At 36.1% G+C, this 19,838-nt stretch carries 17 protein-coding genes; 6 read left to right on the top strand and 11 right to left on the bottom strand.

Annotated elements, in window-relative coordinates:
- Nucleotides 1–289: 289 nt before the first annotated feature.
- Entirely contained in the window at nucleotides 290–1,285 is a 996-nt protein-coding gene (locus BZG02_RS03090) for a GntR family transcriptional regulator (RefSeq protein WP_101259946.1), read from the bottom strand.
- A gap of 115 nt (nucleotides 1,286–1,400) precedes the next feature.
- Between BZG02_RS03090 and BZG02_RS03095 the strand changes: the two genes are divergently transcribed.
- The 3 genes from BZG02_RS03095 to BZG02_RS03105 are packed head-to-tail and all read left to right on the top strand — an operon-like array spanning nucleotide 1,401 to nucleotide 5,461.
- The gene (locus BZG02_RS03095) at nucleotides 1,401–2,687 is read left to right on the top strand and encodes a cytochrome b N-terminal domain-containing protein (RefSeq protein ID WP_101259947.1); all 1,287 of its coding nucleotides are present in this window, start codon (nucleotides 1,401–1,403) and stop codon (nucleotides 2,685–2,687) included.
- 16 nt (nucleotides 2,688–2,703) lie between these two features.
- Entirely contained in the window at nucleotides 2,704–3,165 is a 462-nt protein-coding gene (locus BZG02_RS03100) for a QcrA and Rieske domain-containing protein (RefSeq protein ID WP_101259948.1), read from the top strand.
- Between the two features lies 1 nt (nucleotide 3,166).
- Nucleotides 3,167–5,461, top strand: coding sequence for a tetratricopeptide repeat protein (locus BZG02_RS03105; RefSeq protein WP_101259949.1), 2,295 nt, complete (start codon nucleotides 3,167–3,169; stop codon nucleotides 5,459–5,461).
- Nucleotides 5,462–5,601: 140 nt separating this feature from the next.
- Here BZG02_RS03105 and BZG02_RS03110 read toward each other — a convergent pair whose 3' ends face one another.
- From BZG02_RS03110 to BZG02_RS03130, 5 genes are all read right to left on the bottom strand, one after another.
- The gene (locus BZG02_RS03110) at nucleotides 5,602–6,180 is read right to left on the bottom strand and encodes a uracil-DNA glycosylase (protein WP_101259950.1); all 579 of its coding nucleotides are present in this window, start codon (nucleotides 6,178–6,180) and stop codon (nucleotides 5,602–5,604) included.
- A gap of 9 nt (nucleotides 6,181–6,189) precedes the next feature.
- The gene (locus tag BZG02_RS03115; protein WP_101259951.1) at nucleotides 6,190–6,855 is read right to left on the bottom strand and encodes a PHP domain-containing protein; all 666 of its coding nucleotides are present in this window, start codon (nucleotides 6,853–6,855) and stop codon (nucleotides 6,190–6,192) included.
- Nucleotides 6,842–7,324, bottom strand: a complete 483-nt coding sequence (locus BZG02_RS03120; RefSeq protein ID WP_101259952.1) for a DUF1847 domain-containing protein — start codon at nucleotides 7,322–7,324, stop codon at nucleotides 6,842–6,844. Before BZG02_RS03120 ends, BZG02_RS03115 begins: the two co-directional genes overlap by 14 nt.
- Before the next feature lie 487 nt (nucleotides 7,325–7,811).
- Complete coding sequence (locus BZG02_RS03125) at nucleotides 7,812–8,753, bottom strand: hypothetical protein (RefSeq protein ID WP_101259953.1); 942 nt, start codon at nucleotides 8,751–8,753, stop codon at nucleotides 7,812–7,814.
- Nucleotides 8,754–9,335: 582 nt separating this feature from the next.
- Nucleotides 9,336–10,256, bottom strand: coding sequence for a hypothetical protein (locus BZG02_RS03130; RefSeq protein ID WP_101259954.1), 921 nt, complete (start codon nucleotides 10,254–10,256; stop codon nucleotides 9,336–9,338).
- A gap of 528 nt (nucleotides 10,257–10,784) precedes the next feature.
- Here BZG02_RS03130 and BZG02_RS03135 point away from each other — a divergent pair.
- A complete protein-coding gene (locus BZG02_RS03135; RefSeq protein WP_101259955.1) occupies nucleotides 10,785–11,228 on the top strand; it encodes an Hsp20/alpha crystallin family protein in 444 nt (147 codons plus the stop codon).
- Between the two features lie 387 nt (nucleotides 11,229–11,615).
- Here the strand turns inward: BZG02_RS03135 and BZG02_RS03145 are convergent, their stop codons facing one another.
- From BZG02_RS03145 to BZG02_RS03165, 5 genes are all read right to left on the bottom strand, one after another.
- A complete protein-coding gene (locus BZG02_RS03145; RefSeq protein WP_101259957.1) occupies nucleotides 11,616–12,044 on the bottom strand; it encodes a hypothetical protein in 429 nt (142 codons plus the stop codon).
- Between the two features lie 368 nt (nucleotides 12,045–12,412).
- A complete protein-coding gene (glpC, locus tag BZG02_RS03150) occupies nucleotides 12,413–13,672 on the bottom strand; it encodes an anaerobic glycerol-3-phosphate dehydrogenase subunit GlpC (RefSeq protein ID WP_101259958.1) in 1,260 nt (419 codons plus the stop codon).
- A 7-nt stretch (nucleotides 13,673–13,679) separates the two neighbouring features.
- The gene (gene glpB, locus BZG02_RS03155) at nucleotides 13,680–14,921 is read right to left on the bottom strand and encodes a glycerol-3-phosphate dehydrogenase subunit GlpB (RefSeq protein WP_101259959.1); all 1,242 of its coding nucleotides are present in this window, start codon (nucleotides 14,919–14,921) and stop codon (nucleotides 13,680–13,682) included.
- A 13-nt stretch (nucleotides 14,922–14,934) separates the two neighbouring features.
- On the bottom strand, nucleotides 14,935–16,560 hold the full coding sequence (glpA, locus tag BZG02_RS03160; RefSeq protein WP_101259960.1) for an anaerobic glycerol-3-phosphate dehydrogenase subunit A: 1,626 nt from the start codon (nucleotides 16,558–16,560) through the stop codon (nucleotides 14,935–14,937).
- A 298-nt stretch (nucleotides 16,561–16,858) separates the two neighbouring features.
- Entirely contained in the window at nucleotides 16,859–18,322 is a 1,464-nt protein-coding gene (locus BZG02_RS03165; protein WP_101259961.1) for a hypothetical protein, read from the bottom strand.
- 403 nt (nucleotides 18,323–18,725) lie between these two features.
- Here BZG02_RS03165 and BZG02_RS03175 point away from each other — a divergent pair, with 403 nt between their 5' ends.
- A complete protein-coding gene (locus tag BZG02_RS03175) occupies nucleotides 18,726–19,601 on the top strand; it encodes an alpha/beta hydrolase (protein ID WP_101259963.1) in 876 nt (291 codons plus the stop codon).
- Nucleotides 19,602–19,625: 24 nt separating this feature from the next.
- Entirely contained in the window at nucleotides 19,626–19,823 is a 198-nt protein-coding gene (locus tag BZG02_RS03180; RefSeq protein WP_101259964.1) for a hypothetical protein, read from the top strand.
- The last annotated feature ends 15 nt before the right edge of the window (nucleotides 19,824–19,838 follow it).

The raw sequence follows: 19,838 nt of genomic DNA on the forward strand, positions 1-19,838 counted from the left end.
TTGTTTTGCCAAAGCGGTTAGGCAGATTATAATTTAAAAAGGCGAATTGCTCACCTTAAAATAAACCTGCCTTCCTACGTTTTTTAATGGCGCTAATATAGAGAGCATTTTCGACAAATTCAAGTTAAATAAAAAAAAACTCAAAAACGACCATACACTTTTCTAGCATCCGTTTCTTTTCCTCTTCTCAACAAAACTCAAGTTGCTTACTAACCGGCAGAAAAGAGCCAATGCAACCTACAATCATTATCATGAAAAAATCTAATACCAATAAAGAATCGCAAGAAAACTACAATGATTTTCTTCTAACCAGCTTAGTGGGAACACAATAAAAAACTCTTTCTGAGTTCATTACAAACTCAGCAACCTTCTTCCCCATCAAATTAAAATCTGTTGATATCACCGTAATACCTTTGTCTATATACTTTTTCATTGGAGTTTCGTTGTAGGAAATAAGCCCTACATCCTTTCCAAATTCGAATTTTTTCTCTCTAGCTTTGTCTAAAATTTTAACCATCGCACGATCACTTACTGAAAAATAGGCAGTCCCTTTTTTCACTTCGATGGCATCCATATTGGTACAAACAGAATGCTTAATCTTGTTTTGTTGGCAAAAACGATTAAAAAACTCCACTGTGTCATAGGAGTGGTAGGTATAATCTGGATACAACATGCAAAACTCTTTGTACTTAGAAATCTCTTTTATGCCCGATTGTAGGGAGGTTAAAACAGACTCACCAAAATCTTGAAATATCTGAGAATGTTGATCATCTGCATTAATATTCCAATCAATAATCATCACATTTTTTGGATCAAGCTTCTTTAAGCAAGTAGCTACTTTTGGATGATCGAAGTTCATAATAATGTATTTACTATACTTTCCGACGCTCTCTCGAATTTGAGATTTAAACACATCAATATTGTAGTGATGAAAATGAAGATCGACAATTACATTCGCTGCCAAATTTTTTCTGAAACTATCGTACAAAACCTCCTTGTATGCTTTAAATGTATCCAAAAACAAAAACACTCTTGTAATTTCGCCCGACACAAAATATCCTTTATTTGGAACCGACTCTATCACATTTCTTTTCTTTAATTCAGCATAAGATTTAAAAACGGTATCTCTCGACAAAGAACACTCTCTACACATCTCATTTACAGATGGTAAAACATCCCCAGGGTGCAAAATCTTTTGACTAATTGCATCCTGAAATGCTTGAATTAATTGTTTAAATTTCGGAATTGGAGAAGTACTGTCTGGTGTAAATTGGAAGGCTTTCATACGTAAGTCGTTCTAGTGTTCTGTTCTGTTATGGCTCGCAATATAGAAATAATAGCTAAAATTACAGTATTTTTCCTTTTATTTGTAGTGAAATAGAAACCATACATTTTCAATAATGATAAATAAGAATATAGAAGGAAGGAGCCCTTCGAGCATAGAAAAGTTCTTTTTGCACTTACACCCATCCAAAATAGATACCAGAGCCATTAAATTTAACCGCACCTTTGGGTTAGGTGGTGTTTGCGCCTTACTTTTTGTAATTTTATCGTTAACCGGATTACTACTTCGATTTTCGTATATCCCCACTGTTGAACATGCATACGATTCTATTTTAGGCTTAAAATACAATACTATTTTTGGTCAATTTATTCGCAACCTGCACCATTTATCAGCCAAATTTTTAATTGTAGCATCTTTTCTTCATTTAGTCCGAGTTTACTACAGCCAATCTATTTTCAATAAACGCGGTGAAAATTGGATTTACGGATTATTGATGCTGTTTCTGGTGTTAGCATCTAGTTTTACCGGATACCTTTTACCATGGGATCAGCTTGCCTATTGGGCGATCACAGTAATTACCCAAATTATCGAATACATTCCTTTTATAGGTCATTCGCTGGCGTATCTTGTGCGTGGAAGTGACACCGTAGATGGAAACACACTGCTCAACTTTTACACCTTACATACCGGAATTCTCCCTTTACTCTTTATTTTCTTAATGAGTATGCACTTTTGGTTGGTACGAAAAGCAGGAGGTGTTGCTTTACCTAAGCGAGACGAAATACAAAAAGTAGATGTTATTCCCAATTTGGTTTCCAAAGAAATTATGCTTGCCAGTATTGTTATTGCAGCATTGTTTTTAATAGCTGTTTTTTACGATGCACCACTGCTCGATCAGGCCAACCCATTAAAGAGTCCCAACCCAAGCAAAGCTCCCTGGTATTTTCTAGGAGCTCAGGAGTTACTCCTACATCTTCATCCATTTTTTAGTGCTGTAATAATACCTTTTGCAACAGCTCTATTCTTTTTTGGACTGCCATATTTTAAATACAATAATTTAAATATAGGAGTTTGGTTCAATTCTCCTTTGGGCAAAAAAATTACCATTCAATCGGGAGTTATCGCCTTTGTTTTTACATTTGTATTAATTTATTTTCTAGAACATTTTCTACATTTCGATTTATGGTTGTCTAACTGGCCAAGTATTATCTCAACAGGTTTTATTCCTGTATTATTATATGTAGTTCCAGTTGCCATTTATCTATTATTTTGGCATAAAAAACATCAGGCCAATCGTACCGAATTAATTATGGCCTGCACAAGTATAATACTATCATCTTATATAAGCATGTTGCTTATTTCTTTGCTATTGCGAGGAGAAGGAATGTTGATGATTTTTTAAAACATTAAAGTCCACAATGAAATTAAACAGACGAAAATTTATTACGCGATTACTTGTAGCGGTTGCGTCGATTGAAGCTTTATTCTTAATAAAAGGAAGTGTAAATAAGGTTGCCAGTGCATCTGCAACAAACAATTTATTTAACGCTGGCAAGGCATCTTCATTCGATACGAACAAACTATATCCTTTTTTAACTGGTCAATTCTTTCTGAAACGTTTCGAAGATGGTGGATTTTTAGCAATGTCCTTTAAATGTACCCATTTAGGATGCGTAGTAAATACAAATTCGCAAACTGGCGGATTTAATTGTCCTTGTCATGCCTCACAGTTTAATAAATTTGGAGAAGTTTTATCGGCACCAGCCACACGACCATTGGATTACTTTCCTATTACCATTGAAAAAGGAGAATTACTAATTGACACCAAAACTCCAATTAGAAGAAGCTCTTTCGACAAATCTCAGTTAACCTACGTATAAAATGGAGAATCGTAAAAAAACAGAACGAATCAGCTTGTTGGCAGCAGTAGCCACCATAATTTCGATTCCCTTGTATTTATTAGTAAATACTTATGGTGCAACCACCGAAACAAGTGAAGAAGCACAATATGTTGGACGAGAAACCTGTATAGAATGTCATTTAAATGAATACAACGATTGGGTAGGTTCAGATCATGATAAAGCCATGGATCATGCCAATGATTCAACTGTTTTAGGTAATTTCGACAATCAATCGCTTGAATACAACGGAATGGTTCATAAGATGTACAAAAAAGACAATCGTTTTTTCGTACAAACCGATGGGGAATCAGGCAAACTGGAAGAATTTGAAATTAAATATGTATTTGGATACTATCCCTTGCAACAATATTTGGTAGAATTTGATAGAGGTCGCATGCAAACTCTTCCGCTTACTTGGAATTCGAAAGACAGTGTTTGGTATCACATGTCGACCCAAGTGTATAAAGATGAAATAATAGAACACGATAACTGGTTACATTGGACCAATCAGGCTCAGAACTGGAATGGAATGTGTGCCGATTGTCACTCTACTAATTTAGTGAAAGGCTACGATTCCAAAACCGATACTTACCATACTACCTGGAGCGAAATAGATGTAAGCTGTGAAGCCTGTCACGGACCAGCATCGAAACATTTGGAGTGGGCAGCTAAGGCTGATTATGCTCGAGATGAACACAATAATTTTGGATTGATTGTAAAAACAAGTGGTATTGACAACAAAGAATACGTCGATTTATGTGTGCGTTGCCATGCCCGACGAGGTTCTTTATCCGATTTTAAGCACAGTGCAGATATCTATAATCATACCATTCCTAATTTACCTAACGGCGAAAATTACCATATTGACGGTCAGATATTAGATGAAGATTACGTTTACGGTTCATTTACACAAAGTAAAATGTATATGAGAGATGTAAAATGCAACGACTGCCATAACGTTCATAGTACCAAACGATTATTTGAAGACAACCGTTTATGTACGCAATGCCACAGAGCGGATGATTACGACACCAAAGCGCATCATTTTCATCAATTAAAAGGCGAAGCAGGCAATGCTGTTATTGCTGATGATGGGGTGAAATTTGAAGTAGGTGATGGTGCACGATGTATTAACTGCCACATGCCCGCACAATTTTACATGGGCCCCGACTACCGAAACGATCACAGTTTTAGAATTCCTCGTCCCGATTTAACACAAACATTAGGAACTCCCAATGCGTGTAACCAATGTCATGCCGATAAATCGACCCAATGGGCTGTTGATTACGTAAATAAATGGCATGGAATAAGTCGTCCTTCGCAATATGGAGTTGCCTTTAAAGAAGCCCTTACCGGAAGTCAGGCAGGCTTTGATGCTTTGGTACACATTTACAATGATGAGGTATATCCTGAGGTTATCCGGGCAACGGCAATTCGCTTACTTGGTGTTCATTATCAAAAAAAGAGCAAGGATATTTTATACGAAGCTTTGAATAATTTTAATGGTCATATTCGTTACAATGCCCTTCAAAATCTTTTAATGGATGATCAAAAATCGTTCAATATTGTCTTGGGAATGCTAAACGATCCAACCAAAGCCATTCGTGTTGAATGTGCCACTAAATTAAATACAATTAGCAAAGATCAAATACCTGCAAAATATAACGAACAGCTTCAACGAGCCGAAAAAGAGTACTTAGAAGCTTTGGAGTATAGTGCCGATTTTCCATCGGGAAAATTTAATCTGGCTAATTTTTACTACAACAGTAAACAAACCGAAAAAGCAGAGGAATTCTACAAAAGAGCTTTGAAACAGGATCCTGAGTTGCATCCTATTAAAATAAATTTAGCCATATTATATAACAACAAAGGCGAACATGAAAAAGCCGAAATATTGCTAAAAGATTATTTGAAACATATTCCTACCGATGGTGCTACCACTTTCACGTATGCGCTGTTTTTATCGGAACGACAACGCTACGAAGAGTCGATGACTTATTTACTGAAAGCAGCCAAACTATCGCCCGAGAATCCAAGAATTTTCTATAATATAGCGATGATGTATGATTTTAGAAATAATTCGAAAGAGGCCGTTAGTTATTTAAAAAATGCCATTAGCATTAATCCTGAAGATCAGAATTATTATGTGGCGCTGTTAAATTTGCATGTAAAATATCAGCAAACTAAAGAATCGAAAACGGTAGCCAAACAAATACTCGAAAAATTCCCTTCTATTCCTGATAAAGCGAATATTGAAGCAATTCTAAAGCAATAGAATTAAGAAGCCCTGAAATATGAAAAAAGACCCAAACGGGTCTTTTTTTTTGTATGTATATTTTTCTTCGCACTAGTAACTAGTAAGTTGCAGAAAACCATTTTTTTTTGGCTGTATTGTGATGCCTAAAAAGTGCTTACTTAAACATGTTCAGAATAATGAGCTGGATTAACCAGTTCGCGGTATTTATAAACTATTTTCTTAAAATCCTCCCAGGTATCTCGCTTAAGAGCTGGGTTACGCAACAATGCTGCAGGATGAAAAACAGGCATCACCAATCGATTTTCCCACTGGATCCAGTTGCCACGGATCTTCGTAATTTTTAAACTATCATCATTTAACAGCCTTTTTAGTGCGGTTGCTCCTAAGGGAACAATAATTTTAGGATTAACCAACTCTATTTGCTCATACAAATAAGCAATGCATTTGTCGACCTCCTCCTCTTTAGGAACCCGATTACCAGGTGGTCGGCAACGAAGTATGTTACTCAAAAAAACGTGTTCCTGTCTGGTAAACCCACATGCCAGAAGTATTTTATCGAGTAGCTGTCCTGATTTCCCAACAAAAGGACGCCCAATTCTATCTTCATCGGCACCCGGAGCTTCTCCAATAATTAATATGTCGGCATTAGGATTTCCTTCGCCCCATATTGCATGATTTCTTGTTTTGGATAGATCGCATGCCGTACAATTTACTATTCGTTCTTTTAATCGTTCCATATCTAAAAGTTAAATAGTATTCCTCGTTTTATTCCTCATTGCAAGCACAATATCATATGGAATTAGCATATTTCCAAACCCATTTCCCAAATCTACTCCAGGTTTTCTAGTGCCATGAAAATCAGAGCCACCAGTCAGCAACAAATCATATTTTGCAGCTATTGCCGTAAATTGTTTCACCTGAGCCTTGGTGTGAGTCGTATAAATTGCTTCTACCCCATTTAATCCCATAGATGCAAGTTGCCCAATCAACTTATCTAAAGCCATCATTGACAAGCAATACTCTAGCGGATGAGCTAAAGAAGTAATACCTCCATATTTGGCAACAATTTTTATTGCTTCCCCGGGACTTCCTAAGCTATTGCGCAAGTCTACCTCTACATTTTTAATAATTGCAGTTCGTTCCTCCTGATTTTTATCGATAAAGTAGGCTAAAATATGAATCCCATAAACCAGTCCCATGCCCGAAGCAGAGATTTCCATGCCAGGAATTAATTCGATTGGAAGTTGTGATGCTGCGATATACTCCAATGCCTCTGGTATGCCCTTCATGGTATCATGATCGGTAATTGCAATGGCCGAAAGTTTCTTTTTTACTGCATAATCAACAAGTTCTTTAGGAGTATAAGATCCATCCGATGCACTTGTATGAATATGTAAATCAATAGTTTTCATGATATTTTATTTTTTGAATATGAGCAATTGCTGCTGCCGGATCATTATTATTTGTAAAATCTTTATCAAATAAATTAGTAACCAATGCATTTGACATTTTACTGAAAATCATATCGTGGCCAACACACAAGCCCATAGAAATATTTAAATCGGTATTTTTCTTGTTTAAAAAATCGGCTTGTCCTGCCGGATTACATAGAATTCTACCGCCAATTCCTCCAATAATATCTCTCTGCGCAATTCTTCCATACTTACAGTCGATGGTATAAACATCAAAATATTGCGAAAAGTATTGCTTTAGTATTTGAGCTTCGTTCGAAAATGTAATGCAATGAGCAATTCCAATTCGCTCAAAATGAATCCCGCGTGCAAAATTCATTATTTCTTCAATGCGATTGGAACTCATACTTGTAGTCTCAAAATTGACTTTCATTACTTTTCGAAATTCTTCTGTATACAAATTCTTCATTCTATTTTTACTAGTTTAGAGTACTTAAAAAAGTTTGTAATCAATGTTCTTAAATAGCGTGCAAATCGAAGGACTTTTTAATAGTGCTATTTTATATTTAGGGAGTATTTAGGTGTTATTAGAAATAACCTGAGTACAAATATAATGAGAATATTCTCATTTCAAAAAATAAAACAAAACCCCTTCATCTGTTTTAGAATGGCTTAACACAAGTCGTTAAGCCACTTATTTACAAATTGTGTACTAAACAAATTTCACCTACTCCCAACTAAAATCGTTGTAAAACACAACCGATACTTTAATAAAACTGTAAACCGATAATACATTCGTAGTTTCTAAAAAAAAACTCTCCGCCAGACAAGATGTGCCTAGGGAGAGTATTTAGATTTTTTTTTACCAAAGAGAACCATATGAAGAATTCACTTTGAACCTCTTAATTCCTTTTATTGTATGCTATATTTTTGCTTTGTTTATTCAAAAACTCCTTCTATTCCTCCATTTGTTCCATCAACTCTTTCATTGTTTTTCTTTTAAAGTTAACAGTCTCGGCAGGTAAGCTAAACTTATCAGCAGATGGCATCGCTTGAGTAATTTTAGTGATTTCCTTCACCTTCATTTTTGTACCATCCAAAGCATTTGGCTGAAGCGTGCACACCACAACAGGAATATTCCCATTAACCCAGACCGCTCCGGCGTCTTTTGCATTATTCATTCTAGGTATAAATTGAACCATTTTTTCCCACATGTGCTTCACCATTATCGTTAAACCCATAGTATCTTCCGAAGCCCAAACTACCATAGAGGACTTATTATTTTCTAATAAATATTCCTTACATTTTCGTCCATACTTAGTCATTTCTCGACCCATTGCAGTAGTTTTTATGCTAGTTGGCTGTAGCTTCTTTTCCCTTTTCATTTCCATCTCCATTGCCATTCTTACCTGTGCTTGCTCTTCAGGTGGCAAGTCTGCAATCTCCTCTTCCATTTTTGCTAACATAGTATTCTGCAAGCCGTCTAAATTATCCTGAAAACCCACAATATCCTCATTCGTAAACTCATGAATCTCCTTCTGTCCCCAAGAAACTACATAAAAAACACCTTCACTATAATTATAAATCATTGTGACTTTTCCTTCACCTTCTATAACACCATCCAAAGAAAAATTTTCGCCATCCAAATAAATTGTAGACAGATACACTTCAATATCCCCAACTTTTTTTGAAGCATCAAGATCTTTTAGTTTACTTTCAGAAAGTTCAAGAAAGTAATCAGCTTTATCAGCAATATTAACAAACTCCTTATTTGCCGGAAGTAACTGGTGATTGATAGGAATTTCATACGTGATCTGTTCAATAATAAACTGAGCCTGCAATAACACACTAAACCCAAACATGAAACCAATCAGTAAAAACATTTTCAACTTACGCATACAAACCTCCTATAAATTTAAGATAAATTAAACATTAATATAATTATTATGACAAAGGTAATTCTTCTATCTAAAAAAGCAAATCGTGAAAATATGTTTTATTTTACTTTCGGACATTTAAAAATAGAACAACAACTAATACACTGATATATTGCTGTTTTTATTTTTTTAAGAAAACAATAATTAGAGAAGCTCTACCGATAGATCACCAGCTTTATCACTAATAGAACAATGGTATCTATCCAACACATAGCAATAGTTTTTACCCAAAAATAGACAGGGTAGATTATAAAGAAAAATGGAAATAATACATCACCCTTTCAGGGCTTTATTTTGAGTAGTTACCAATTCGATAAAGTAATTTGTAATAGCACACTAATTACGCCCACTTCACCTACTCTCAAAACCAACAATACATTTTGGATTAAATAAAACTCCCCGTTGAACTGAATGCGCCAACGGGGAGTTTTTCGATGTTTTATGCGGCAAAAAGCAGAAGTGTTTTTTACCAAGGAGGGCCATTTATTATACTAGCTTTAAATTTCCCAATTCCTTTAATTATAGTCTATTTTTTACGAGTGTTTATTCAAATCCTTCTTCCATTCCCTGCAACAATTCCTGCATTTCTCCCATCATCTCTTTAAAAGAGCTTCTTTGGAACCCAACCGCCTCGGCAGGTAATATAAACTTATCGGCAGAAGGCTTAGTTTTAGTAATTCGAGTAATTGCTTGCACCTCAATTTCGGCTCCTTCCATCCCATTTGAATGGTAGCTTCGAGTTTCAACAGGTATTTTTCCAGCAATAACTTCCCATTCGTCTCTCTCCTCCTCTTCCATACCAGGAAAAAGTTCGGCTAACTTTTCCGACATACTTTTTACTTTTGCAAGCAATCCCATGGTATCTTCTGCAGCCCAAATAACCATCACATCCTCTTCGTCTTCCACAAAATATTCCGAACACTTTTGTCCGTACTTTACCATCTCCCTGCCTGTTGCCGTAATTTGTTGCTTGTTGTTATTTTGCGTTGCCATTTTTGCCTGTTCCTGCAGTTCGGGTGGCAGTTGCTCCATTACCTTTAGCATTGCTGCATTTACCCCTTTCTGAATGCCTGCCATATCCTCATCCGAAATCACATAAATTTTCTCCTGAGCCCAAATAACATAGTAAATAATGCCTTTATTCTGATTGAAAATTACGGTAGTTTTTCCTTCCTCTTGCGAGCTGCTTTCAACAGTAAAGTTATCGCCGTCGATATAAATTGTGGATGCAATCATCTCTATATCTCCAAATTCTTTTTGAGACATATCTCTTAATTTACTATCCGAAACTTGCAGAAAAAACCGAGCCTCTTCAATTGGATTCTCTAACTCCACATCTTCTGGAACCAGCTCGTAGTTAAGAGGAATATTGTACTCTAACTGTTCAATAATATATTGTGCTTGCAATGTTATACTATACACGCTCACAATACCAATGAGCAATACTAATTTCAACTTATTCATACAAAATCTCCTCAAAATTTAAATTATCAATATTTATTCTGATAAAATCAAAAGCGAGTCCTTCCTCCTAAATATCAGCCCTATAAAATTAAATCTTATTTGCCGTTTCAACAAAAAAAACAAATTGCTAAACCAGTTGATTTACAGAGTTTATTATTTTAAAAATCGATAACAATTAGAATGCATCTAGATAATCCCGTCAGTTTTATCCCAAATAAAGAACTAGCAAATATCCAATAAACTGCAATGGAATCTGCACCAAAATAAATAAAGTCAAAATGGCATTTATAGCAAATAGTCAGTGTCAAAATGGCAAACCTAACATTTTTATGGCTCCCCCTAAATTGCCACACCTTACAACACATAAAACTCTTAAATACTACTACTTAGCACACCAAAACCAGACTCCTCCCCTTTAGTTTGGCATCTAATTTGATCGAATTAAATCGAATCGCGATTCGAATATTTTTACAAATTAATTTTTATTGATTTTATAACTAATAAAGTAAAATTTAGGAGGATTTAATCATGACACTAGTAAAAAGAAATTCTGACAATTTGTTCCCATCCTTGTTTGACAATTTCTTTTCAAGAGACTGGATGGATTGGAACAATTCGAACTTTTCGAATACCAACACCACATTACCTGCGGTAAATGTTCGTGAAAATGAGAATGAGTACATTATTGAAGTAGCCGCTCCGGGAATGAAAAAGAGTGATTTCAAAATTAATTTAGACAACAATCAGCTTAATATTTCATCGGAACAGAAAGAAGAGAAAGAAGTAAAAGAGCACAGATACTCGCGTAAGGAGTTCTGTTATCAATCTTTTCACAGGTCGTTTCAACTGCCGATAGATCGTGTTGACAGCACTACTATTTCGGCTAAATACGAGGAAGGAATTTTGAGTATTCATCTGCCTAAAAAGGAAGAAGCAAAACCAAAACCTTCTAGAAGCATCTCTATTGTCTAATAAAACAGGCAATTAACTACATATATACTTTGTGAGAGGGAATCCCTCTCACAATCAATTAAAATCAAAAGTGATTTCAATAATGCTGGAACATCAGAAATTTGTTTTAAAATCGGTTTCGGGACAAGACCATTTATTTCGCAAAGAGCTCCTGAAATCGTTAAACTGGTTAAACGGGAGTGAACAAATTGAACTGTTTAACTGGTTAAAAAGCAACTCTTATTTTTCTAACGAGGATTGTGTTAAGGAGGTATTTAATCATTTATTTTTTAAAATTGGAGCCTAACACAAATCTAATTTATCGAACTCCTAATGAGTTTAATTTCTAAAACAATACAAGAGTCTGTAACCTACCAGTTGCAGACTCTTTGTTTTTACACTTATCAACTAACTTTTTAAACTAGTAATATGCGATGCAATTAGTTCCCAATCTTTTTTGGGGAGCCCTATAAAAGTGAATACGGTTTCGATAGTGCTACAAACATGAACATGAATTTTCAGGTCTTTTTTTAAGAAATCAAAGCCCATTGCTGTTGTTACCTGATTTGGCGTTTCGGTAAGCATAGCAGATTTTCTGGTGCCCTTATATTTTTCATTCTCGGAAATAAGCTTAACGTATTTGGCAATTTCTTTAATTTCCAATTGAAATTCAATATCTCTAAAATCATGAATAATATTAAAATTTGGATGGTAATCTTTATCCTCCCCGACCTTCTCCTTAAACGCGATTAACTCATCAACATTAAACTTCCCGTTATAGGATTCAATAATCAATGAATGATCTGCAATAATTTGATATGCTAACTTTTTTTTCATATGATTATTATTTGATTTTTAGGTGCCATATGGAACTTACCATGTTGGAATAATCATCTCCCTGTGTGTCAAAACACCTTTGACATGGACGTTTCATATGATTATTATTTGTTTTTTAGTTGCCATATGGAACTTACCATGCTGGAATAATCATCTCCCTGTGTGTAGAAAGCTTTATACATGGACGTTTCATACTTATTTAACCGCCTTAAAAACAAGCTTTTCAATTTCTCTTAGTTTGCAGCTATATGGAAATATAACTGCACTTAAAACAAATGTGCCGCTGCGATAAATCGCAACGGCACCAAACCCTAACCTATGTAAAATATAAGTGATGAACCATCACCCGTACTTTCCTTTTTAACAAGCTACTCCTGCCATAACTTCATAGTAGCTTCTACATCTAAAGCTGCTGCAAGAATCGATATTGGATGTTCTACCTTTTTACTAGTGGACATTTCAATTTGCCATTTACAAGTTTCACAATCCGTAGCAACAAAATCTACATCCGAACCATCAATCTGATCGAAAAGAGGTTTTCCAACCCCTTGAGCAGTTTCGTAATTTTCTTTCTTAAATCCGTAAGTTCCTGCAATACCACAACATCTCGATTCTAAAGCCATAAAATCAACTCCCGGTATCATTTTTAACAGCGAAGTGGAATAAATAGACCAACCCAATTTCTCCATATGACAAGGCGTGTGGTAAGCAATCCGTTTCTTATAGTCTTTTTTAAACACAAGCTTCAGATCTCCAGAATCGATTAATCGAAATAGGAAACGAGTTGCTAATTCGCTTTCGTCGCGAATTTCTTCATTTTTCACTCCCAATAAATGCGGATACTCATCGCGAATGGTGAATATACAAGTAGATGAAGTAGAAATTACAGGTCTTTTTAGTCCGACAATCGATTTTTTAAACGCTTCGACATTATGACGTGCCTGCTTAGTAGCCTGATTAATAAGACCATTGGAAATTAAGGCAACTCCACAACACTTTTCTTTTTCGAGCAAATGCACACCATAACCTGCTGCATTCATAATTTTGATTAAGTCTTTGCCCTGTTGTGGAAAATTATAATTTACATAGCAACCATGAAAGTAGCTAACGTGCTTCTTAAAATCATTCTGTTTTTTTGCCGCATATCTTTTGTACCAAGTTTCAAATCTCATTCCAGCATATTTCGGAAATATACGATGATGATCGATTTTCAGTACCCCATCCATAATTTGGCGCACCGGTTTTAATGCAACAATAGGATTCACAATTGGAGCAAAAGTACTTGCCATTGTTCCAACAATATCTGTATTTGCAAGAATCATATCTCGTAATTTTGGCTTTTTCTTACTATGTTTGATTCTTGCCAACTGAATAATATCTCCAATTTTCACTCCGTGCGGACAAGCTACCTCGCAACGCTTGCAGTTCATACACAAACTTAAGGCTTCATCAAAAAAATTGGGATCCTTTAAGCGCAACCGCTCCCCATCTGGTCCCGACTGCTTCGGTCCCGGATAATCTGGATTCACCTCTAGAACAGGACAATAAACCGTACAAATAGTACACTTTACGCACTGTTCAAAATTATTATCGCTTATATTGAATGGTTCAAATATCTCCTTTTTCATTGTCCTGTTATTTTAAAAGTTGCTCCGCTACATGCAAGGAAGTTAATAAGCTAATTCCCGCTCCACTTCCTTCCTTAAGTGCATTTGCTCCTCCAAGTACCGAACCCGCTACATATAAATTCTCAATTGTTTTTCCGTTCCTCAAAGCACGAAAATTACTATCGGTTTTCACGCCATAATGCATGTAAGGCTGATCGTTAAAAAACTTACTGTCGAGCCATTTATTATTATCGGTATCTCCGTCGATATCCAGTCCTAATATAGGTTCGTATAACTTATCGCGAGTAGCAACAATCCCTTTGCTATAAAAGCTTCCGCTTGCCAAAATAAATTGATCCGCTTCTAACTTAATATCTGCATGATTATTCGTGAAAATTGCGAGTAGCTTATTATTTTCTATCACTCCGTCTTTTACATTATCGCCTAAAAAATAGGTGCCACCAAGAGCTTCGAATCGTTTACGAAGCAATATCTGACTGCGAATGCCTGGAACCGATGGAGGAATTGCCGGCAATAATACCACTGGTTTATTTACTTTCGCCTTAAGTGCCGTTGCAATATTTTTTGTGAACAAACCAAATACTGCCGGCAAAATTACTACTTCAAAACCTTCGCTAAGCTGATTCACTTTTTGAGCAAATTCTTCAAGCGCATTTCCCTGATCGAATACTTTTGCAATATTAGTAGAACGCATTTCGCTTGGGTTGCGGCGAATTGCCTCAAACTCCTTCATTGCAAAATTTTTAATTTGCGATTCAACATTAAATTTCTTCAGTCCATCCTGAATAAATAAGGTGTGAAAATCAAGAAAACCACTAAAATTTAAGATGGCTGCCTTTTTCCATGGAAAAGCATTTTTATTTTCGAAAGGAGTAAAATCATCAATAGTTAACCAAGTAGGTTTCATAATCCCCATAGGAGTTAACACAAAATGGTTTTTAGTTGCAATTCCAAAAAACTTTAAGCCCGCGCGCTCTAATAATTCAGGAGCTTCGGTAGCCAAACGGGAAATATTATCCACTCCCACCCGCTGATAAGGATGCGTAGCTGCCAAACTTGCCATACTCTCTATTGGATTCACCACTTCCTCGCCATGAACCCGTCCTAGTAAATCGAATGAACCAGAAAAGAAATGGATCGCACTTTGTCCTGATGAAATAATGGCACATTTACGACCCTGCTCTGCCAATTTAATTCCACAAGTGAGTCCACTTAACCCACCACCTATAATAATGTTATCGAATTTCATACTAATCCTCTCCTTAATTATTGTCTGGTTTCAACCCGTATATGCCTTCATAAATCCACGAAGTAAATTGAATTTCGTTGATTCCTTCGCCCCATGCAATTGGCGCCATTCCCTTCCATCGTTCCTGCAGAAAATTCGCCAAATCATCTTTTGCTTTGCCTGGTTTATCAGACGATTCGCAAAGAAGACCTGCTGCTCGGCAAGCGCATAATTCGCCCTGACAAGTTCCCATACCTACGCGAGTACGACGACGTAAATCAATCAAATTATTTACATGCAATTCTTTAATAGCATATCTTACTTCGCCAATAGATACTCCTTCGCACTCGCAAACCAAGGCATCATCATTACTTCCTCCATTAGAAGTTTTATGAGCTAAAGACCCATGTCGGTCCTGTGCTGACTTATGAGAAATACTTGAAGTAGAATATATTTTTTGGCTGGCATTATTTAAAGACAAATCACTTTTTTCGGATCCCGGTAATGGTTTAACAGCTGTCTCGCATTTTTTGTCGACAGAAAGCTTTTTACAGATTAAATCGGTAGCTTCTTCGGCCATTAAACGGTAGGTCATTAATTTACCTCCAGTAATGGTAATAAAGCCCGAAAGTCCGTCACGTTCCTTATGATCCAACAATACAATTCCACGACTAATGCTTCTTCCGCTGGGATCATTATCGGCAGCGACCAAAGGTCGTACTCCCGCATAAGCACGAAGAATACGAGTAGTAGCTAATGCGGGAGAAAGTTTTACTCCCTCTCGAATCAGCACATCCACATCCTGTTTAGAAACAAACATGTTATCAATTTGATCGTACGGAATATGCTCCGAAGTAGTACCAATCAAACAAATAGTATCGCCTGGTACCAAAATATCTGCATTAGATGGTTTCCTGCAACGATTAATCACCATTTTATTTACTCGGTGACCAAAAATAAGCAAGGAGCCTTTTGCAGGAAACATATTGATATTAACACCGGCAAGACTTGCAATATGATGTCCCCAAATACCTCCGGCATTCACAATTACTTTTCCGTAATAACTTATATTTTCTTTTTTTGCATGATTGAACAATTCCACGCCAACAACCCGATCCTGCTGTTTTACAATTCCTATTACTTCATGTTGAGTTAAAAGATCGGCACCATTAATTTTAGCATCCAAAGCATTCGACATGGTAAGACGAAAAGGATCAACCGAACCATCTGGAACCTTCACGGCTCCAATTAAATTCGGATTGACCGACGGTTCCATTCGTCGTGCAAAATCCGGATCGAGAATTTCAGTAGCAATACCAGCACTTTTACAAGCATCTACAAATTGAGATTGAAAAGAAAGTTCATCTTCCGGTAGTGTAATAAACAATCCATCATTTTCTTCCACGCAATGGTTTGCAATGCGTCGCAAAATCATATTTTCCTTAATACATTCGGCTGCAGACTCGTGATCTGTTACTGCGTATCGTGCTCCACTATGCAACAAACCATGATTTCTTCCGGTAGCACCAGTTGCAAAATCATGACGCTCTACCAGCAAAACACTTAGTCCGCGCATCGCACAATCTCTCGCCGTACCAGCACCGGTGGCTCCTCCCCCAATGATGATTACATCGTATTCTTTGGATTTGTTCTTGTTCATGATGAATTCTATTTTTTCGACATCTAATATTCAATTGGTACAACAACTCCTCAAAACCCCCTCTACATCTCCAGTTGTAAACCAATTACCAATTATTCACTCAGCAAATATAAAAACATTTACCTAGCAATACAAAGTACATACCATCTAAATGTATTTTGTATTGCAAAAAAGACTCATTTTAAATACCCGGAAAAATATAAGAACTAGTCTATACAAAAGAAGAATTGCTGGATACACGCATAAAAAAAGAGGCTTTATCACATTTGATAAAGCCTCTTTTTTTAGTTCAAAGAACCTATACTTTCTCTACTTTTTTAATTCCCCGTCGGTTAAAAATTATCCGATAACGGCGATAACTTGTTTGATTATCAAGTTTAAAACGAAGGATCATATTCACGAAATAAACTTTTTCGCCAGATATTTTCTCAAAGGTATCCTCGTTTAAATAGTAAAGTGGTATTTCCGGATTATCCATTTTTTGGATGAAATTCGAAACATTAAATCGAATAATATCAACCACTCCGGTAATATTATAGTCTCCGTAAGAATTATCTAAAGCCACTCGATCCAAACGAAGCAATTTACGATAAAAGATAATTTTCTCGCCAACGCCCCTGCTTTCTACATCCACTATTCGAGATCGATCGCGATGTTTCATTACCCGCGTTGGCACACTTTCTTCAGGTACAAAATCGAAACTTTCTTTACACCAACCAATTTTCTCATTCCCTTTCACCCGAATAACACTCTTATGATCGAAGAAACGTTTGTTTATTTTTCCGACCAAATAAAGGCGACTAAGATCCTTGATTCTATCTTTAAGCATGTAAATAATTACCAAAGCCACAAATAATGGCATGGTTAAAGTCCCCAAACTTTTCTGAAAAATAAAGGTAAGAGAAGCTCCAAAAATCATTGCCAAACCGGCAGCCAAACTATACAATAGTTGCATGGCTAAAACTCCTTCTTTTTTCTTTCTGGAATTCAGCAATAATTGACCTTCGAAATATTTCTTAAAAGCGCCTCTTCGATGCACCAACCATCGATTTCTATCGTTGGCTTTTTGCTCTACAACCAGATAACCCATACTTTTTTTGTAGGCAATTTCTTCTCGAATCAAATTAAGGATTTCCTCCTTGCTCTGCTCAAAATCGGAATGGTGTAACTTTTGCAACCCCCGATGCAAATAAAAAGAGTGTTCTTCGAACTGATTGCTCATAAATTCATCACCAAACAAATAGTAATCGAACATTTCCTTTTGAATGGTAGGCACATTTACAATTCTGCGCAAATCGCGATAATGGCGTCCAATTTTTTTAACATTGGAAATGTATTCACTAATAAGGTAAAGTCGATCCCTAAGCAATTCATTTTTTAAAATGTGCTGTATTTCTCTGCGTAGCGCCGATCTTGTAATAATATGAAACATTCGAATATGGTACTCATAATTCGCTTCATTTTTAGAACTAGACTCATTGGCCAGCTTATAAAAAGCCTCCTCTAAATGATGAAAAACGGAATGTTCTCCGAGTGCAATTTCGCGCAACAAATACGTCGGCGTAATTAGTCGAATGTTAGAATTAAAATCGTTGTAAAAGTCTTCTTTTTTGTAAGTTGAAGAATTAATATCCAAACCGCTAGGAATAAAAAGCCAAGTTTTAATAGAAAACTCACTTACTTTTTGATCCTTTCGAGGCTCATACCCCAATTTAATTTCTACGGAAAATTTATCATGAACTTTTACAATTTCATTTATCATACGCACTTTAATATATTATTTAGAAGTTAGGGTAATTAAATGCAAAGGTACTTATTTCTCAATGATCTTTAACAGGATAAACAGCCTATTTTAGATGGTGTCGCGAAGATATCGATTGCATAAACTGAATATTTTTCATTCTAAGTATCCATTTTTTGGGGATGAACTTTTCAAGAAAATCTCACATAATTTTAAAATCCCCCCATCAGTCCCAACTATTTTTATGCCTAAAAAGCAAGCTTATTTACAAGTAAAAGCACAAAATACCCCACAAAAAAAAGCGTTTAGACCTTTCTACAAAACCTATCGAATGCTTACTTTAGCTACTTGTGATTTTTAATCACAAACAAATCAAAACAGAAATAAGAAACTTATAGCTATCTCCTACAAAATCAATACAATCATGAGAAAAAAAATTCTATTTTTACTATTCATCAGCTGCACACTTTTTGCTGGTGCACAGGATGTAATCGAGTTAGAATTCGAAAAATCGAATGCCATAGCATGGAAAGGAAATGAGAAAGAGTACTACTCTGAGGCATGGTCGACAGAAGTTGTTACCAATGTATCCAAACCAAGCATGCTAGTTTATAAGCCAGCCACGGGAAGCAACTGTGGTGCAGCGGTAATCATTGCTCCTGGCGGAGCTCTTTATGCGCATAGTATTAATAGTGAAGGTAGAGAGGTTGCAAAATGGTTAGCAAAAAACGGAATTACCGCTTTCGTATTAAAATATCGTTTGGTACCAACAGGAGAGGATGCTGTTGCTGAAATTAGCGAATTATCCCGAACCAATAAAGCAAAAATTAGCCAAGAAGTAGCCAAAATAATGCCTCTCTCCATTGCCGATGGATTAGCGGCCATCTCCTATGTAAGAAATCATGCAAATGATTATGAAATCGATCCAACTAAAATTGGTTTTATGGGCTTTTCGGCAGGAGGAGCTGTTACCATGGGCGTAGCCTATAACTTTACTGATGAGAACAGACCCGATTTTTTAGTTCCGGTTTATCCGTGGACTACAGAAATGCCTGTGCAAGCGCCTCAAAAAAATGCTCCACCAATGTTAATTGTTTGTGCCTCTGATGATCCTTTGGGTTTAGCTCCTGGATCTATTGAATTGTATCAATCGTACCAGAATATAGGCTTAAACGTTGCCTTGCATATGTACTCGAAAGGTGGCCATGGGTTTGGAATGCGAAAAAAAGGCTTAGCAACAGATCGTTGGATTGAACGCTTTTACGACTGGGCAGTTGTGGAAGGATTTGTTGCGAAATAACGAACTAAGTTTAAATAAGAAGCTATGTATCCCTATCACAATAAAATAAAGCAACGAATTAACAACAATGAATTAGTACGCTATGAGTACGTTGAAAAATACAAAAACATTGCTTCTTGCATGCTCTTACATTTTACTACAGAACCTAAAATAAGACCGATTCGCGAACATCGTTTCAAAGAATACGAGGAGCTTTTTTATAAAATTACAAAAGGAAAATAAAGTCAAACAGAAAAG

The organism is Labilibaculum filiforme, from assembly GCF_002843315.1.
GTDB classification, from domain to species: Bacteria; Bacteroidota; Bacteroidia; order Bacteroidales; family Marinifilaceae; genus Labilibaculum; species Labilibaculum filiforme.